Below are 15,270 nucleotides of genomic sequence, written 5' to 3' on the forward strand. Positions count from 1 at the left end.
CAGCCACAGGTGCATCCCCTTTGAAGTACGAGTCCCCGAGCACAACGCTACGCCATGGGCGGCCGATGAGGTCAGGCGAGAGGCGATCTGGGCGAGCGGACCACCCCGCAAATGGATCTTGCCCGGCCGCCTCCGAGGAGACGGCCGGGCAAGAGGTTAGTGCTGGTGTGTCAGAGCGCTATCAGAGGTCGATGATGTCGTCGCCGGCGATGTCGTTGCCGTTGAACTCGTTGACCGTGCTCTCCCACTCCTGGTGGTTCTCGAACTCCGCGTCGATCTCGCTGGTGAACGAGTCCTCGATGCTGACGTCGGTGTGGTCCGAGTAGTCGTTGAACGAGTCCTCGACCTCGACGTCCAGGTCCCACTCGTTGCTCGTCGAGTAGTCGTTGAACGAGTCCGAGATCGCGGTGTCGATCCAGGTGTTGCCGATCGACACGTCGCCCACGGTGATGTCCGTGGTCGAGTTGTCGATGTTGGCGTCGTCGCCGGCGGCCGCGCCCCAGTCGCCCAGGTTGACCTGAGCCTCCTGGCCGAAGGCCTGGTTGACGTCGCCGCCACCGGACCAGATGTTCTGGTTCGTGGACTGGTCGACCGCGCTGGCGCGGTTGTCGATCGCGATGTTCAGCTCTCCCGCACCGGCGGCTGCCGCAGCAGCCGCGCTGCCGACCATGCCGCCGACGTTGAAGTCGCCGAAGCCCTGGTTGTACTGACGCACACCGTTGCTGACCGAGTTGTCGTTCAGCGTGGTCGTGTTGAACGAGTCGGTGTAGTTGTTGAACGACTCCTCGTTGTTCGAGTAGTGGTCCGAGTTGTCTTCCCAGTCCGAGTTGTCGTTGTACGAGTCGTTCGTCGAGTTGTCCGAGTTGTCGGAGTTGTCGGAGTTGTCGGAGTTGTCCGAGTTGTCGGAGTTGTCCGAGTTGTCGGAGTTGTCCGAGTTGTCGGAGTTGTCCGAGTTGTCGGAGTTGTCCGAGTTGTCCGAGTTGTCCGTCGAGTTGTCGTTGCCCGAGTCGGCGATGCCCACGGCGATGTTGCCGTTCTGCGAGCCGTTGCCGTTGCCCGAGTCCGACGTGTTGCCGTTCTGCGAACCGTTGCCGTTACCCGAGTCGTTCGTCGAGTTGTCGGAGTTGTCGGAGTTGTCCGAGTTGTCCGAGTTGTCCGAGTTGTCGGTGTTGCCCGAGAAGTTGCCGTTGCCGGAGTCCTCGACGTCTACCGAGTTGTCGGTGTTGCCGATGGCGACATCCTCGACGTCGACGTCCAGCGAGTTGTCGGTATTGCCCGAGTCCTCGGTGACGACGTTGCCGATGTTGTTGTCGTCGTTGCCGACCACGTTTCCGGTGTTGCCCGAGTCCTCGGTGACGATGTTGCCGGAGTCGTCGATGTTGCCGCTGTCGACGACGCTGCCGACGTTGTTGTCCTCGACGTCGACATCGACGTCGTTGTTCGAGAGCAGGTCGTTGTTCGACGCAACGTTGTTGTCTTCGACGACGGTGCTGCCGACGACGTTGTCATTGAAGTTGTCGCTAACTTCGAGCAGAGGGTCCATGGTGTTTCCTTACGTTTGTGGTTCGCCGGTGTGGCTGTTTCTCTAGTGTGCGAGCAAGGGCCTGGAGCAACATCGGGGATCAGCCCGCACGATCCCGAAAACCCCCTAGGGGTCGGGGTGGGGGTTTGGGGGATTCCGCGGGGATCGGTCCGTAGGCTTGCGGGATGCACCTGGCCGAGCTGACCGCGCTGCTCACCCCGGAAGGCCTGCGGCTGCTGGACGACCTCGATCCGCAGGCGGTGTCTGCCGACGTCACCGGCACCGTGTCGCGGCTGCGCAAGGCCGGGCACTCCCCCGAGCTCGTGTCGGCCGTCGTCGGACAGGCCCAGCTCCGGTCGCGCGCGAGCGCCAAGTTCGGGCCGTTCGCCGACCGGATGCTGTTCACCAAAGCCGGCCTCGAGCAGGCGACGCGCCTGGCGATCGCCGGCCGCCATGCTGCGCGATTCCGCGACGCCGGCATTGCGCGCGTCGCCGACCTGGGTTGCGGCATCGGCGGAGACGCCCTCGGCATGGCCGGTCTCGGGCTCGACGTGACGGCTGTGGACGCCGACGAGGTGACCGCCGCGATCGCCGCCTACAACCTGGCGCCGTTCGGCGACACGGTCACCGTGCAGACCGGGCGGGCCGAGGCATCCGATCTGTCCTCCGTCGACGGCGTGTGGCTCGATCCCGCGCGTCGCACGGCCGGGCACGCCGAGACCTCGCGCACGCGCCCGGAGGACTGGTCGCCGTCGCTGGAGTGGGCGTTCGCGCTCGCGGAGCGCATGCCCACCGGTATCAAACTCGGGCCGGGCCTGGACCGGGCGCTGATCCCCGATGACGTCGAGGCGCAGTGGGTGAGCGCCGAGGGTTCCACGGTCGAGCTCGTGCTCTGGTCGGGCGCGCTCGCCCGCGATGACGTGCGACGTGCGGCGCTGGTCGTGCGCGGCGAGTCGGCCTGGGAGCTGACGGCGGGGGCGGATGCCGAGGACCAGCCGGTCCGGCCGCTCGGCGCGTACCTGCACGAGCCCGACGGGGCCGTGATCCGCGCCCGGCTGATCGGCGAGGTGGCGCGGGCGCTCGAAGCCGGGATGCTCGCCGACCAGATCGCCTATCTCACCTCGGACGCCGCGCTGACCAGCCCCTTCGTCTCGAGCTTCCGGGTGCGGGAAGAGCTGCCGGCCGACACCCGCGCACTCGCCCGCGCGCTGCGCGAGCGCGGCATCGGGACGCTGGAGATCAAGAAGCGCGGCGTCGATGTCGACCCGGCGGTGCTGCGGCGCACGCTGAAGCTGCAGGGCAGCGAGTCGGCGACGCTCTTCCTCACGCGGATCGGGTCGAAGCGCTCGGCGATCCTGGCCGACCGGGTGTGACATCCGCTCGTCGAGCTCGACCGCTCAGACGAACAGATCCACCTGGTCAGACGAACAGATCCACCTGGTCAGACGAACAGATCCACCTGGGTCCCCGCCCACATCAACCACCCGGCGCTGTAGACCACCGAGATCGCGCCCAGCACGATCGCCCATACGGCGACTCCCCGCGGTTCGAGGGGACGCCGCAGCGCGACGATCGCCGCGATGATGGCGGCGAGTCCGACGGGGAAGGCCCATCCGATGAACATCGACAGCACGAGTGCGGCGATCGCGAATCCGAGCGACCAGGCGGCGAGTCCGCGATAGGGCGCGCGCGGTTCGGGTGGCGCCCACAGGACGAGCGGTTGGTCTTCGGATGGACCCTCGACCGTCAGCTCCTCCGGCAGGACGCCGACCGGCGCGGTGGGCCAGCGCTCGAACCCGCCGCGGTGGCGGCCGGGAACACCGGATTCGGCTCCGACCGGGGCGACATCGGGCGACGGGGGTTCGACGACGGGGGGCTTCGGCTGGGTGATCGAGGGCTTCGGCTCAGCATCCTCGGGTTCCGTGCCGGGCTCGCGATCGCTCATGACAGAGCCCCCACCTGGATCTCGGTCACCGGCAGCGTCGAGTCCGCGCCGAAGGCGAGGGTCGAGGGCTCCCGACCGGCCATCACGAGTTCGGCGGCGAGCGCCGCGATCATCGCGCCGTTGTCGGTGCACAGCGACAGCGGAGGGATGCGGAGCGTGACGCCCGCGGCATCCGCTCGCTGTTTCGCCACATCGCGAAGCCTGCGGTTGGCGATCACTCCGCCACCCAGGAGCAGGCGAGGGACGCCGTGGTCCGCGCACGCGGCGAGAGCCTTGGTGACCAGCACATCGACGACGGCTTCGCGGAAGGATGCCGCGACATCGGCGACCGGGATGTCTTCGCCGAGCGCCGAGCGCTGCTCGGTCCATCGCGCGACGGCCGTCTTGAGCCCGGAGAACGAGAAGTCGTAGCGGTGCTTGGCGAGATCCGACGCCCGGGAGAGCCCACGGGGGAAGGCGATCGCCGTCGGGTCGCCCTCCGCTGCCGCGCGATCGATCTCGGGGCCGCCCGGGTAGGGCAGGCCGAGGAGTCGTGCCACCTTGTCGAAGGCCTCACCGGCGGCGTCGTCCATCGTCTCGCCGAGGAGCTCGACATCGCCGGTCAGGTCGCGCACGAGCAGCAGCGACGTGTGACCGCCGCTCACCAGCAGCGCGACGGTGGGGTACTCCAGCCGCGGCGCATCGCCGTCGAGGATGTCGGCGGCGATGTGCCCGACGAGGTGATTCACGGCGTACAGGGGCGTGCCGAGCGAGACGGCGAGCGCCTTGGCCGCACCGATGCCGACCATGAGTGCGCCGGCCAGCCCCGGCCCGGAGGTGACCGCGATCGCGTCGAGCTCGTCGAGGCCAACCCCTGCTTCGGAGAGCGCGGCCTCGATCGAGGGGGTGAGCGCCTCGAGGTGGGCGCGCGCGGCGACCTCGGGCACGACGCCGCCGTAGCGGGCGTGCTCGTCCATGCTGCTGGCGATCGTGTTGCTCAGCAGCGTCCGGCCGCGGACGATCCCGATGCCGGTCTCATCGCAGCTGGTCTCGATCCCGAGGATCAGCGGCTCGGCGCGGTTCACGTGCAGGCTCCCGCCTCGGCGCCGTCATCGGGGCGGTTGCGTGCCGTCCAGCCGGACACGTCGAGGCGCATCACGATCGCGTCGACGTCGTCGGGCTGGTAGTAGTGCGCGCGGCGGCCGACCTCGGTGAAGCCCTCCGATGCGTACAGCGCCTGGGCCACCGGGTTGTCGGCCCGCACCTCGAGGAACACGTCGCGCGTGCCGCGCCGCGCCGCCTCGGCGAGCAGATCGGTCACGAGGGCGCGCCCGCGACCTCGGCCGCGCGCGCTCGCGGCGATCGCGATGGTCTGGATGTCGGCATCCGTCGCCCCCTTCACCGCACGGAGCCCGGCGTACCCGATCAGATTCCCGGCCTCTTCGACGACCAGGTACCAGCCGTGCGGGGATGCGAGCTCTTCGCGCATCATCGTCTCCGACCAGGCGTCGGTCGGGAAGGAGATGCGCTCGAGCGCCATGATCGCCTCGAGGTCGTCCAGGGTGGCGGGACGCGTCGTCATGTGCCCACCCGCTTCGGCGCGTGGGGCAGGGTGATGTCGGGCGAACGCAGATACAGCGGCTCGGTGCCGGTGAGGGTGCGGCCGGAAGCGAGGGCTCGGGATGCCACGAGCGCGACCATCGCGGCCGGCACCGCCGTCGCGTCCCGGCGTTGGGCCCCCAGCTCGGCGAGGCGCTCGTCGAGGTCAACGCGCGGGATGAGCATCGACTCGGTCGCGCGGATCGGGAGTCCGTCGTCGTCGATGCCGTCATAGACGGTGTAGGCGAACTCGCGGCGGCGAGCATCGGTGACCACGGCGAAACGAGGAGTGTCGGTCTCGCCGAGCATCCCGTCGAGCAGGACCTCGAGCGCGATCGCATCGTGGCTGGGCACCGGCACGACCGGGATGCCGCGGCCCAGCGCGAACGCGCGGGCGGCGGCGATCCCGACCCGCAGTCCGGTGAACGGGCCGGGACCCATGCCCGCAGCGACAGAGGTCAGCGACTCGCTCGATGACTCGCGGGACAGCGCGGCTGCGGCCAGGGCCCTCTGCAGCAGATCGCCGATCGCCTCGGCGTGCCCGAGCGGATTCTCGCTGGACTCCGTGGCCAGCACGACGCCGTCGTCCTCGACCACCGCGACGGCGGTGCCGAGGGACGTGTCGATGGCGAGGATCACCCTTCCAGGGTAGTCGGGGGCGCCCGCGCGGGCGGTGCTCGGCGGAGTCGCCGAATCAGGAGATCTCGCCGGGACAGGAGGATTCGGCGCAGAACGTCCTGTGCCGGTGAGATCTCCTGATCTGGTGTCGCGAGCGCGGCGTGGGTACGGTGTCTCGGCGCGGCGCGCAGCGCGCAGCGCGGCGGCGGGATCCGCGAGCGCGGCGTGGGTACGGTGTCGGGCGCGCAGCGTGCGGCGCGGCGGCGCGAGGCATCCGATCCCCCGACGGCCACGAACAACGAGCGTGAACCTCCCGCACGCGCTCCCGCTCCGCACCGACGCGGAGGCGCTCGGCCTGCAGCGCCTCGTCATCCCGACCTCCGTCGGTGAGATCGTGGTGCGCGCGGGCCGGCGCACGGGCGGCCCGGCGACGATCCTCCTGCACGGCGCCGCCGGATCGTGGACGACCTGGACGCCGCTGCTCGCGGCATCCGCTCTCGCCCACGCGCCGCTGACCGACGTGATCGCACTCGACCTGCCCGGCTGGGGTGAGAGCTGCGGCATCGATCGCGTGCACAGCGTCGGCGATCTCTCGGACGCCATCGTCGAGGTCGCGCGAGCGCTCGGATACGACTCGTGGCGCGTAGTCGGTCACTCGCTGGGCGGGTTCGTGGCGCTGGACGTCGCTGCGCGGCATCCGGATTCCACGCTCGGTGTCGTACTCGTCTCGGCCAGCGGCGCCGCCGTCGTCGATGCGATCCGCCGGCCGCTTCGCGGCGGCCTCGCGCTGCCGGGCTTCGCGGGCATGCTGCTCGGGATGCGCGCGCTCGCCGCGTTCGGCGCGGCCGGGCGCGGGTTCGTGCGCTTCCTGGCCGAACGGGGATGGATGCCGGCACTCACCGCGCCGCTGTTCTCGGCGTCCGTGCATCCGTCGGTGGTCGCGGCGTTCGCCGACGAGGCCCGCCCCGCCGCGTTCGGCGCGGCCGCACGGCTGGCAGCAGCCTACGAACTGCGGACCTGGACCGGAGTGCGCTGTCCGGTGCGCTCCGTCCGCGGAGCGCGCGATGTCTTCGCCGGAGAGTCGGATGCCGCGGCCTTCATCGCCCTGATCCCCGAGTTCCGCGAGGTGCGCCTGGCCGGTGCCGGGCACTTCGCGCACATCGAGCGTCCGGATGCCGTGCTCGACGCGCTTCTTCGGGAGCAGTCAACGGGCGTCGCACGACGCACCGCGAACGCGCTGGACGGCGCGGCTCGTTCGTAGCCGGCTCAGCGGGGGTGGCGGGTGACCGTCACCGTCCGTGGCGCATCGGCATCGAGTTCGGCGTCGGGCGCTGCGACGTCGAGCTGATCGCCGCGCGGGCGCTCCAGCTCGATCTCCCACCATCGGTCGCGGAGCCCATCGACCATCCCGCGGCCCCACTCGACGATGACGACCGAGCCGTCCAGATCGATGTCGAGGTCGTCGAGCTCGAGCGCCGAGCCGAGCCGGTAGGCGTCGACGTGCACGAGCGGGGGGCCGTCGACGAGGGACGGGTGCGTCCGGGCGATCACGAATGTCGGACTCTGGACGGGGCCGCGCACGCCGAGCCCCGCCGCGATCCCGCGGGTGAGGGTCGTCTTCCCCGCGCCCAGCGGGCCGGTGAGGACGAGGAGGTCGCCGGGGGCCAGCATCCGCCCGATCTTCTCGCCGAAGGTCTCCATGTCATCGGGCGTGGCGACCTCGCGGCGCCCGAGCAGGGTGTCGAGGGTCACTGTGCGGCGCCTCCCGTGTCATAACTCAGCCTCTGCATCGGGGCCGCGACGACCGATGCCCGGGATTCCGCGGTCGCTCCGTCACGCGGGCCGCGCCCAGGCGGAGTCATGACACACGCGGGCGCCGAGACCGGCAGCCGCACCCGCCCCGTCACGCCGAAACCTGCCGCCGCGGCACGCGTGGGCCGATGCGCGTCACGATCTCGTAGTTGATGGTGCCCGCGGCCGTGCCCCACTCGTCCGCCGCGGGCACGCCCAGCGTCGGATCCCCGAACAGCACGACCTCGTCGCCCACCGAGACGGGGTGATCGCCGACGTCGACGACGAACTGGTCCATCGCGATGCGACCCGCGACCGAGAACCGCGTGCCGCCGATCGTGACCGGTCCTGCGCCGGACGCCGCTCGTGGCACGCCATCGGCATAGCCGACGGGCACGAGCGCCAGGGTGGTCTCGCGCTCGGTGCGGTAGTCGTAGCCGTACGAGACTCCCTGGCCGGGGGGCACGCGGCGCACCGCGGCGACCGCGCCGCGCAACGTCATCGCGGGCCGCAGTCCCAGGTCGGCCGAGGAACGGTCGGCGAAGGGTGAGAGTCCGTACAGTCCGATGCCGATGCGCACACAGCCGAGCCGCGCCTCGGGAAGCGCGATCGCCGCGTGCGTGGCGGCGATATGCCGCAGCGGCGGGGCGAGACCAGCGGATGCCGCGACGCCGACGCCCTCCTCGAACCGCCGCAGCGCCGCGCGGTCGTCGTCGGCGGACGCGTTGGAGAGATGGCTGAACAGGCCGATCACGCGCAGCTTGCCGATCCGCTCGAGTCGGGCGGCCTCGGCGAAGACGACGCGGTAGTCCTCGGGCGCGATGCCGTTGCGGCTCAGCCCGGTCTCGAGCTTGAGGTGCACGCCGACCGCGTGCTCGCCGGATGCCGCCGCGGCAGCGGCCAGGAGCTGGTCGATGTTCGAGATGCCGAGCTCGACGCCTGCCGAGGCGGCCTCGGTGAAGTTGGCACCCGGGGCGTGCAGCCACGCGAGGATGGGCGCCATGATCCCGCCGCGGCGCAGCGCCAGTGCCTCGCCGATGTCGGCGACGCCGAGTCGGGTCGCGCCGCCGTCGAGTGCGGCGGCTGCGGTGCGAACGGCACCGTGTCCGTAGCCGTCGGCCTTGACGACCGCGATGATCTCGGAGTCGGTCAGGCGCCGCAGGTGGCGCACATTGGCGGTGATGGCGCCGACGTCGATGCGCGCTTCGCGCATCACGCCCGGGGGCATGGCGGTCACGTGCGCGCCCCGTCGTCGGGAGGCGTCGCGCTGAGAAACGCCGCGCTGGGAAGGGCCGATTCGGCGATCACGTACGCGGTCGCCAGGCCGGCGTCGTGCGACATCGACAGGTGCACCGTCGTGATGCCGCGGTCGGCGAGAACGGCGGCGGTCGATCCGGTGAGGGTGAACCACGGACGACCGGATGCCTCGGGCGTGACCTCGATCTCGGTCCAGTGCACGCCGTCCGACCCGCCGAGGGCCTTGATGAGCGCTTCCTTGGCGGCGTAGCGCGCGGCGAGCGACCGGGGCGGCAACCGGCGCTCATCGGCTGTGAACAGGCGTTCGAGGAGCCGCGGAGTCCGCTCGATCGTGCGCTCGAAGCGCGCGATGTCGACGAGGTCGACGCCGATCCCGACGATCACGCGCGAACCCGTTTCAGCACTCCGCCACTGTATCCCGGGCGATCGGCGCGGACGATCGCCCGGGTTCCGCCGACGTCTACTCGACGGTCACCGACTTCGCCAGGTTGCGGGGCTGGTCCACATCCAGGCCCTTGGCCGTCGAGAGGCCCATGGCGAAGATGTGCAGCGGCACCACGGCCAGCAGCGGCTCGAACAGCGGTCCAGCCAGCGGGATGCGCAGCACCTCGTCGGCGTGCGGCAGCACCGCGGCATCCCCCTCCTCGGCGATCACGATCACGCGCGCGCCGCGCGCGCGGATCTCCTCGATGTTCGAGACGACCTTCTTGTGCAGCTCCGAGGACTCGCGGGGCGACGGCACGATGACGAACACCGGTTGTCCGGGTTCGATCAGGGCGATGGGTCCGTGCTTGAGCTCGCCCGCCGCGAAGCCCTCGGCGTGGATGTATGCCAGCTCCTTGAGCTTGAGCGCCCCCTCCATCGCGATCGGGTATCCGACGTGACGACCGAGGAACAGTACCGAACGCGTGTCGCCCATCCAGTGTGCGAGCTGCTCGATGCGCTCCTGCTCGGTGGTGAGGATGCGGCGGATCTTGTCCGGGATCGACTCGAGCTCCAGCACGTGCTGCGCGGCCTCGGTGTCGCCGATCGTGCCGCGGACGCGGCCGATGTGCAGGCCGAGCAGGTACAGCGCGGTGATCTGGGCGACGAATGCCTTGGTCGAGGCGACGGCCACCTCGGGCCCGGCGTGCGTGTAGACGATCGCGTCGGATTCGCGCGGAATCGTCGCGCCCTGGGTGTTGCAGATCGACAGGGTCCTCGCGCCGCGCTCACGGGCGTACTTGACGGCCATCAGGGTGTCCATGGTCTCGCCCGACTGGCTGATCGAGACGACGAGCGTGTCCGCGCCGATCACGGGGTCGCGGTAGCGGAACTCGTGCGCGAGCTCGACGTCCACCGGCACGCGCGCCCACTGCTCGATGGCGTACTTGCCGACCGCGCCGGCGTAGGCGGCGGTCCCGCACGCGACGATGATGATGCGCTGGATACCGGAGAACAGGTCATCGAGGCCGTCGAGTTCCGGGATGACGACGTGCCCGCCGCGGGTCCGGCCCAGGATCGTGTTGTGCACGGCCTCGGGCTCTTCGCTGATCTCCTTGGCCATGAAGCTCGTCCAGCCGCCCTTGTCGGCGGCCGTGGCATCCCACAGCACCTCGAACGGCTCGACCTCGACCGGCTCGCCGAAGAAGTCGGTGACGGTGACGGCCCCTGGCGTGATCGAGACGATCTGGTCCTGCCCGATCGCGAGCGCGTTGCGCGTGTGCTCGACGAAGGCGGCGACGTCGGAGCCGAGGAAGTTCTCGCCCTCGCCGAGCCCGATCACCAGGGGCGAGTTCCGTCGGGCGCCGACGACGAGGCCGGGGTGGTCCTCATGCATCGCGAGGAGGGTGAAAGCCCCTTCGAGACGGCTGACGACCGCGCGGAACGCGGCTTCGAGGTCGCCACCGGATGCCGCGTACTCGCGCCCCAGCAGGATCGCCGCGGCCTCGGTGTCGGTCTCGCTGCGGAAGGTGCAGCCCTCCGAGAGCAGGTCGGCCTTGATCTCGGAGAAGTTCTCGATGATCCCGTTGTGGATGACGGCGAGCTTGTCGTCGTCGGCCAGGTGGGGGTGCGCGTTGGTGTCGGTGGGTCCGCCGTGCGTCGCCCAGCGGGTGTGACCGATGCCGGTGGTGCCGTCGGCGAGGGGGTTCGCCTCGAGGTCGTCGCGCAGCACCTTCAGCTTGCCGGCGCGCTTGCGCATGCCGAGGTCGCCGTTGCCGTCGATCACGGCGACGCCTGCGGAGTCGTACCCCCGGTACTCGAGCCGCGCCAGCCCGGCGAGGAGGATGGCCTGGCTGTCGCGAGGGCCCACGTATCCGACGATTCCACACATGGGGCCAATCCTAGATCGGCTGCCTGTGCGAACTCCGGAGGCGGCGGGGCCGATCGGATGCCGGCCGGCCGGCTCGAACGAGACGCGAGCCCCCTCGAGCCGACCGTTTGGGACGGCCAGGCGAGGGGGCCCGCTCACCCCGGCGGCCGATTCGCAACGTGCCGCTGGGGAGCGGACCGTCTCTTACTGCTGGGGACAGGCGAGATCTACGCCGGAGGCGGTCCCGATTGTAGCGGCTGGCGGGGATCGACTCCCGGATTTCTCGGCCGATCCGGCCGGTCGACGCACACGACACACTGCTCGTGAGTCGCGCACGGGACGCGCGGATAGGAACCACGGGACACGCGGATAGGAACTTCATGAGAATTCTTGTCCCCCATTTGGTGGACAAGGGTTGCGGATGTACAGTGTTCGCGCAGGGCAGGGTGTGCCTCTGGGGACGCACGAACTGGTCACCGCTGCCGCGCTCAAAAGCGGGGACTTCTGGGGAGAACTCGCCGGAACCCGGCCCTGCGTGTGACGCCCACCGAAGGGCGCTATGCGCAGGGTCGGGTGCTTCTGCGCGCGGACGCTTCCGCTGTTCCGACATCGCCGTCGATGCGGGCATCGCCGTCGCTCGAACACCGCCGATGCGCGAAGAAAAAAGTGTTCTCCGATTCGGGACTCGTGGGTTAGGATTCCCCCACATCCGACATCGCAAGATGTCGAGAGAGTGCACCGCGGAGGGGTCCGCGGAGCAAGGCCTCCCGATCTGGGGTCGGGGACGAGGTCTTCTCTTCGATGTGAACGCGGGTATGGGGCCCGCTACTGGGGATACTGGGGATAGCACGTCATGGGGATACGCCATTCGGCGTACCCGCGCACTGTTGGGGGTGCGCGGATGCGCACGCTCGACGGTGCACGGCTACGTGAACACGCCGCTCGCACGCACCGGAACGAAACAGCGCGATGACGGCCGTCGATGCGGGCGCCGCATCCGCGACGTGGATCCCGGAGATCCCGGCCACGCCGCGTCCGTCCGTCGATCGCGATGCGCGCGGCGCCGCGGCATCCGCGACCGATGCGGCCATCCGGCGCGCCACACCGGCACTGGAGCGACGGCGCCTGTGGGAGCGACGCTTCCGCATCCGGCTGATCGTCACCGATGCCGCGATCATCGCCACCGCCACCGTCTCGGCCTCGGTGCTGCATCTGCTCGCCGCGGCACCGCGCGTCCTCGTCGAGGATCCGTGGGTCTTGACCCGACTGCCGCTCGGGGCGACGGTGACCTGGCTGGTGATGCTCTGGGCGTTCCAGACCCGCGCGCCGCGCGTCATCGGCGCGGGAAGCGCCGAGTACGTCCGGGTGGCGCATGCAACCGGACTCGCCTTCGGCGTGCTGGCGATCGCATTCACCGTCTTCTCGTGGTCGGGCCTGCGCGACCAGCTGATCCTCGCCCTCCCCGTGGGACTGCTCGGTCTCCTCCTCGGCCGGCACGCATGGCGACGCTGGCTGATCGCGCAGCGGCACGCGCGGCGATCGGTGTCCCGAACGATCGTCGTCGGTCGCCGCGGCGACGTCGAGCACGTCATCGGGACACTCCGACGCAACGACCACTTCGGCTATCACGTCGTCGGCGCGGCATTGGCGGAGACGGATGCCGGCGCCGCACTGCTGGTCGAGGACGAGTCCTTCGCGGTCGTCGGGACGCCGGGCACGGTTGCGGCGGCGGCACGGGCCATCGGTGCCGACACGATCATCGTCGCCAGCCAGCTCGACGACGCCGACTACACCCGGCGGCTCAGCTGGGAGCTGGAGGGCACTGCCGCTGACCTCGTGCTCTCGAGTCGCCTCACGGATGTGGCCGGCCCGCGCATCTCGCTCCGGCAGGTGGACGGCCTCCCCCTCGTGCAGGTGCGGATCCCGACTTTCGAGGGTGCGCGCCACGTCTACAAGCGGGCGCTGGACATCCTCATCGCCACGGTCGCCCTTGTGCCGATCGCCCTTCTCACACCGTTCATCGCGCTGGCGGTCTCCCTCGACTCGCCGGGTCCGCTGTTCTTCCGCCAGCGGCGCGTCGGCTTGAACAGCCGGGAGTTCGAGATCGTCAAGTTCCGGACCATGCGAACCTCCGCCGAGAGCGAGCTCGCCGCACTGGCCGCACGCAACGAGGCGGCCGGGCCGCTGTTCAAGATCCACGACGACCCCCGGGTCACCCGGATCGGGAAGGTGCTGCGGCGTTTCTCGCTCGACGAGCTGCCGCAGTTCTGGAACGTGCTGCGGGGCGACATGAGTGTCGTCGGCCCGCGGCCGCCGCTGCCCAACGAGGTCGGCGGGTACGACCACGCCGTCCGGCGCCGCCTGTACATCAAGCCGGGCATCACCGGTCTCTGGCAGGTGAGCGGCCGCAGCGACCTGACCTGGGAGCAGAGCGTGCGCCTGGACCTGCACTACGTCGAGAACTGGTCGGTGATGACCGATCTGATGATCATGTGGCGCACCGCCCGGGTGATGGTGCGCCCGAACGGCGCGTACTGAGCGCCATGGCTGCCACTACAGCCTTCTCGACACCCAAGACCGGATCCACGGCCGGGTCACCCCGTCCCTCGTCGGCGCCCCGCCTCAGCGCTGTGAGCGCCGACGCGCCCGGCCGTGGATCCCTTTCGACCTCGCCACCCCTGGCCCGGCGCCAGCACTCATCAAGGAGGATGAGCATGTTCCAAAGCACCCGACCCACGTTCGTCATCGCCGCCCACAACGAGGAGCGCGTCATCGGCGCGTGTCTGGATGCGCTGCTGAAACAGGACGTGCGCCGTGAGGAGATCATCGTCGTGGCCAACGGCTGCAGCGATCACACGGCGGAGGTGGCAGGCGCCTACGGGGTCACCGTGATCGACCGCACCGAGCCAGGCAAGGCGGGCGCGCTGAACGCCGGGGATGCCGTCGCCTCGTCGTACCCGCGCGTCTACCTGGATGCCGACATCGTCGTCCCCGACCGTGCCGTGGCCGCGCTGGTCGAGAGCCTGCAGGTCAGCCCGACGGCCCTGGCGGTGGTTCCGTGTCGTCAGCTGAATACCGCAGGCCGCCAGTGGCCGGTGCGCGCGTACTTCGCCATCAACGAGCGGCTCCCCGCGTTCCACAACAGCCTGTTCGGACGAGGACTCATCGTCGTCTCGCAGGAAGGTCGCGAGCGCTTCGGCGCGTTCCCCAGCATGGTCGCGGACGACCTCTTCCTGGACTCGCAGTTCGCCGCCTCGGAGAAGGCGGAGGTCGGCGGCGTCTCGGTGCTGATCGAGGCGCCGTACCGCACGCGAGACCTGATGAACCGTCTGGTGCGAGTGCGTCGCGGGAACGCCGAGATGCGCGCAGCGGCGGCGACCGGGCAGATCCACGTCGATGTCCGCCCGTCGGACCGATGGGCGTGGCTGCGCGTGGCTCTGCCGCATCCGCGCCTGTGGCTGCGCGGGATCGCGTACGCCGCGATCACGGTGCTGGCAGCGCGCCGGGCACGACACACGCCGACGGCGGGCACGTCCTGGGGTCAGGACCCGAGCACACGCGAACGTGGTGCGATGCTCACGCACGGGATGGCCACGTGATCACGAATCTCTGCTTCCACGGCGTCGGGGTGTGCGCGCGGGAGCGGGAGGACGGCGAGGCGCGCTACTGGGTGCGCGAGTCGCACTTCCTTCGACTGCTGGACGAGATCGCGCTGCACCCGGAGGTGCGGCTCAGCTTCGATGACGGGAACATCTCGGATGCTGCGGCTGCACTTCCCGCGCTGCAGGATCGCGGTCTGACCGCGACGTTCTTCGCGCTCGCCGGTCGGCTGGATGACCCCGCGAGCCTTCGCCCGGCCGACCTTCGCCTGCTGCGCTCGGCGGGGATGCCGATCGGCAGCCACGGCTGGTCGCACATCCCCTGGCGCGGAGTGTCCGACGAGGTGGCCGCCCGCGAACTCGTCGAGGCGCGCAGCGCGCTCAGCGAGGCCAGCGCTGGGCCCGTCGACGAGGCCGCGCTCCCGCTCGGTCGCTACGACCGGGCGCTGGTGCACCGGCTGAAGCGCTGCGACTACGCCGCGGTCTACACCAGCGACCGCTTCCCAGCGCGAGCCGGCTCCTGGTTCCAGGCGCGCTACAGCGTGACCGCCGACGACACGCGCGAGTCGATCCGCGCCCGCCTCGCACGTCGTCCGGGGCTCGAAGACGCTCGCGGTCTGCTCAAGAGCGCGCTCAAGCGCGTCCGGTGAGCGCAGGAGCGAGGAGC

General features: G+C 70.3%; 14 protein-coding genes. 5 read left to right on the forward strand and 9 right to left on the reverse strand.

Annotated features, from left to right (window positions below; all coding sequences use genetic code 11):
* Positions 1 to 181: 181 nt before the first annotated feature.
* Positions 182 to 1,543: a hypothetical protein gene (locus tag BLT19_RS17890; protein WP_197672989.1), complete on the reverse strand. Its 1,362-nt coding sequence runs from the start codon at positions 1,541 to 1,543 to the stop codon at positions 182 to 184.
* A 164-nt stretch (positions 1,544 to 1,707) separates the two neighbouring features.
* On the opposite strand from BLT19_RS17890, the gene BLT19_RS16945 reads away from it, so the two are divergent.
* Complete coding sequence (locus tag BLT19_RS16945) at positions 1,708 to 2,895, forward strand: class I SAM-dependent methyltransferase (RefSeq protein ID WP_091492768.1); 1,188 nt, start codon at positions 1,708 to 1,710, stop codon at positions 2,893 to 2,895.
* A 68-nt stretch (positions 2,896 to 2,963) separates the two neighbouring features.
* Here the strand turns inward: BLT19_RS16945 and BLT19_RS16950 are convergent, their stop codons facing one another.
* Genes BLT19_RS16950 through tsaB form a run of 4 tightly spaced genes read right to left on the reverse strand, consistent with a single transcriptional unit; the run spans position 2,964 to position 5,684 of the window.
* Positions 2,964 to 3,467 (reverse strand): hypothetical protein, encoded by a 504-nt coding sequence (locus BLT19_RS16950; protein ID WP_231917705.1) that lies wholly within the window; start codon positions 3,465 to 3,467, stop codon positions 2,964 to 2,966.
* Positions 3,464 to 4,531 (reverse strand): tRNA (adenosine(37)-N6)-threonylcarbamoyltransferase complex transferase subunit TsaD, encoded by a 1,068-nt coding sequence (gene tsaD, locus BLT19_RS16955; RefSeq protein ID WP_091492771.1) that lies wholly within the window; start codon positions 4,529 to 4,531, stop codon positions 3,464 to 3,466. The genes BLT19_RS16950 and tsaD overlap by 4 nt, the downstream gene beginning before the upstream one ends.
* A complete protein-coding gene (gene rimI / locus BLT19_RS16960; protein WP_091492774.1) occupies positions 4,528 to 5,028 on the reverse strand; it encodes a ribosomal protein S18-alanine N-acetyltransferase in 501 nt (166 codons plus the stop codon). Before rimI ends, tsaD begins: the two co-directional genes overlap by 4 nt.
* Entirely contained in the window at positions 5,025 to 5,684 is a 660-nt protein-coding gene (gene tsaB / locus BLT19_RS16965) for a tRNA (adenosine(37)-N6)-threonylcarbamoyltransferase complex dimerization subunit type 1 TsaB (protein WP_091492776.1), read from the reverse strand. Before tsaB ends, rimI begins: the two co-directional genes overlap by 4 nt.
* 283 nt (positions 5,685 to 5,967) lie before the next feature.
* Between tsaB and BLT19_RS16970 the strand changes: the two genes are divergently transcribed.
* The gene (locus BLT19_RS16970) at positions 5,968 to 6,924 is read left to right on the forward strand and encodes an alpha/beta fold hydrolase (protein WP_091492778.1); all 957 of its coding nucleotides are present in this window, start codon (positions 5,968 to 5,970) and stop codon (positions 6,922 to 6,924) included.
* Positions 6,925 to 6,929: 5 nt separating this feature from the next.
* Here the strand turns inward: BLT19_RS16970 and tsaE are convergent, their stop codons facing one another.
* The 4 genes from tsaE to glmS form a co-directional block, all read right to left on the reverse strand.
* Positions 6,930 to 7,364, reverse strand: coding sequence for a tRNA (adenosine(37)-N6)-threonylcarbamoyltransferase complex ATPase subunit type 1 TsaE (gene tsaE / locus BLT19_RS16975; RefSeq protein WP_091494346.1), 435 nt, complete (start codon positions 7,362 to 7,364; stop codon positions 6,930 to 6,932).
* Between the two features lie 202 nt (positions 7,365 to 7,566).
* On the reverse strand, positions 7,567 to 8,682 hold the full coding sequence (alr, locus tag BLT19_RS16980) for an alanine racemase (RefSeq protein WP_091494350.1): 1,116 nt from the start codon (positions 8,680 to 8,682) through the stop codon (positions 7,567 to 7,569).
* 5 nt (positions 8,683 to 8,687) lie between these two features.
* On the reverse strand, positions 8,688 to 9,095 hold the full coding sequence (locus BLT19_RS16985; protein WP_091492780.1) for a holo-ACP synthase: 408 nt from the start codon (positions 9,093 to 9,095) through the stop codon (positions 8,688 to 8,690).
* A gap of 76 nt (positions 9,096 to 9,171) precedes the next feature.
* Positions 9,172 to 11,025, reverse strand: coding sequence for a glutamine--fructose-6-phosphate transaminase (isomerizing) (gene glmS, locus BLT19_RS16990; RefSeq protein ID WP_091492783.1), 1,854 nt, complete (start codon positions 11,023 to 11,025; stop codon positions 9,172 to 9,174).
* A 948-nt stretch (positions 11,026 to 11,973) separates the two neighbouring features.
* On the opposite strand from glmS, the gene BLT19_RS16995 reads away from it, so the two are divergent.
* The 3 genes from BLT19_RS16995 to BLT19_RS17005 all read left to right on the forward strand — a co-directional run bounded on the left by BLT19_RS16995 (position 11,974) and on the right by BLT19_RS17005 (position 15,253).
* Entirely contained in the window at positions 11,974 to 13,542 is a 1,569-nt protein-coding gene (locus BLT19_RS16995; RefSeq protein ID WP_091492787.1) for a sugar transferase, read from the forward strand.
* Between the two features lie 176 nt (positions 13,543 to 13,718).
* Complete coding sequence (locus BLT19_RS17000) at positions 13,719 to 14,603, forward strand: glycosyltransferase family 2 protein (RefSeq protein ID WP_091492790.1); 885 nt, start codon at positions 13,719 to 13,721, stop codon at positions 14,601 to 14,603.
* Positions 14,600 to 15,253: a polysaccharide deacetylase family protein gene (locus BLT19_RS17005; RefSeq protein ID WP_091492792.1), complete on the forward strand. Its 654-nt coding sequence runs from the start codon at positions 14,600 to 14,602 to the stop codon at positions 15,251 to 15,253. The genes BLT19_RS17000 and BLT19_RS17005 overlap by 4 nt, the downstream gene beginning before the upstream one ends.
* Positions 15,254 to 15,270: the final 17 nt, after the last annotated feature.

It is taken from the genome of Microbacterium pygmaeum (assembly GCF_900100885.1).
Classification (GTDB): Bacteria; Actinomycetota; Actinomycetes; order Actinomycetales; family Microbacteriaceae; genus Microbacterium; species Microbacterium pygmaeum.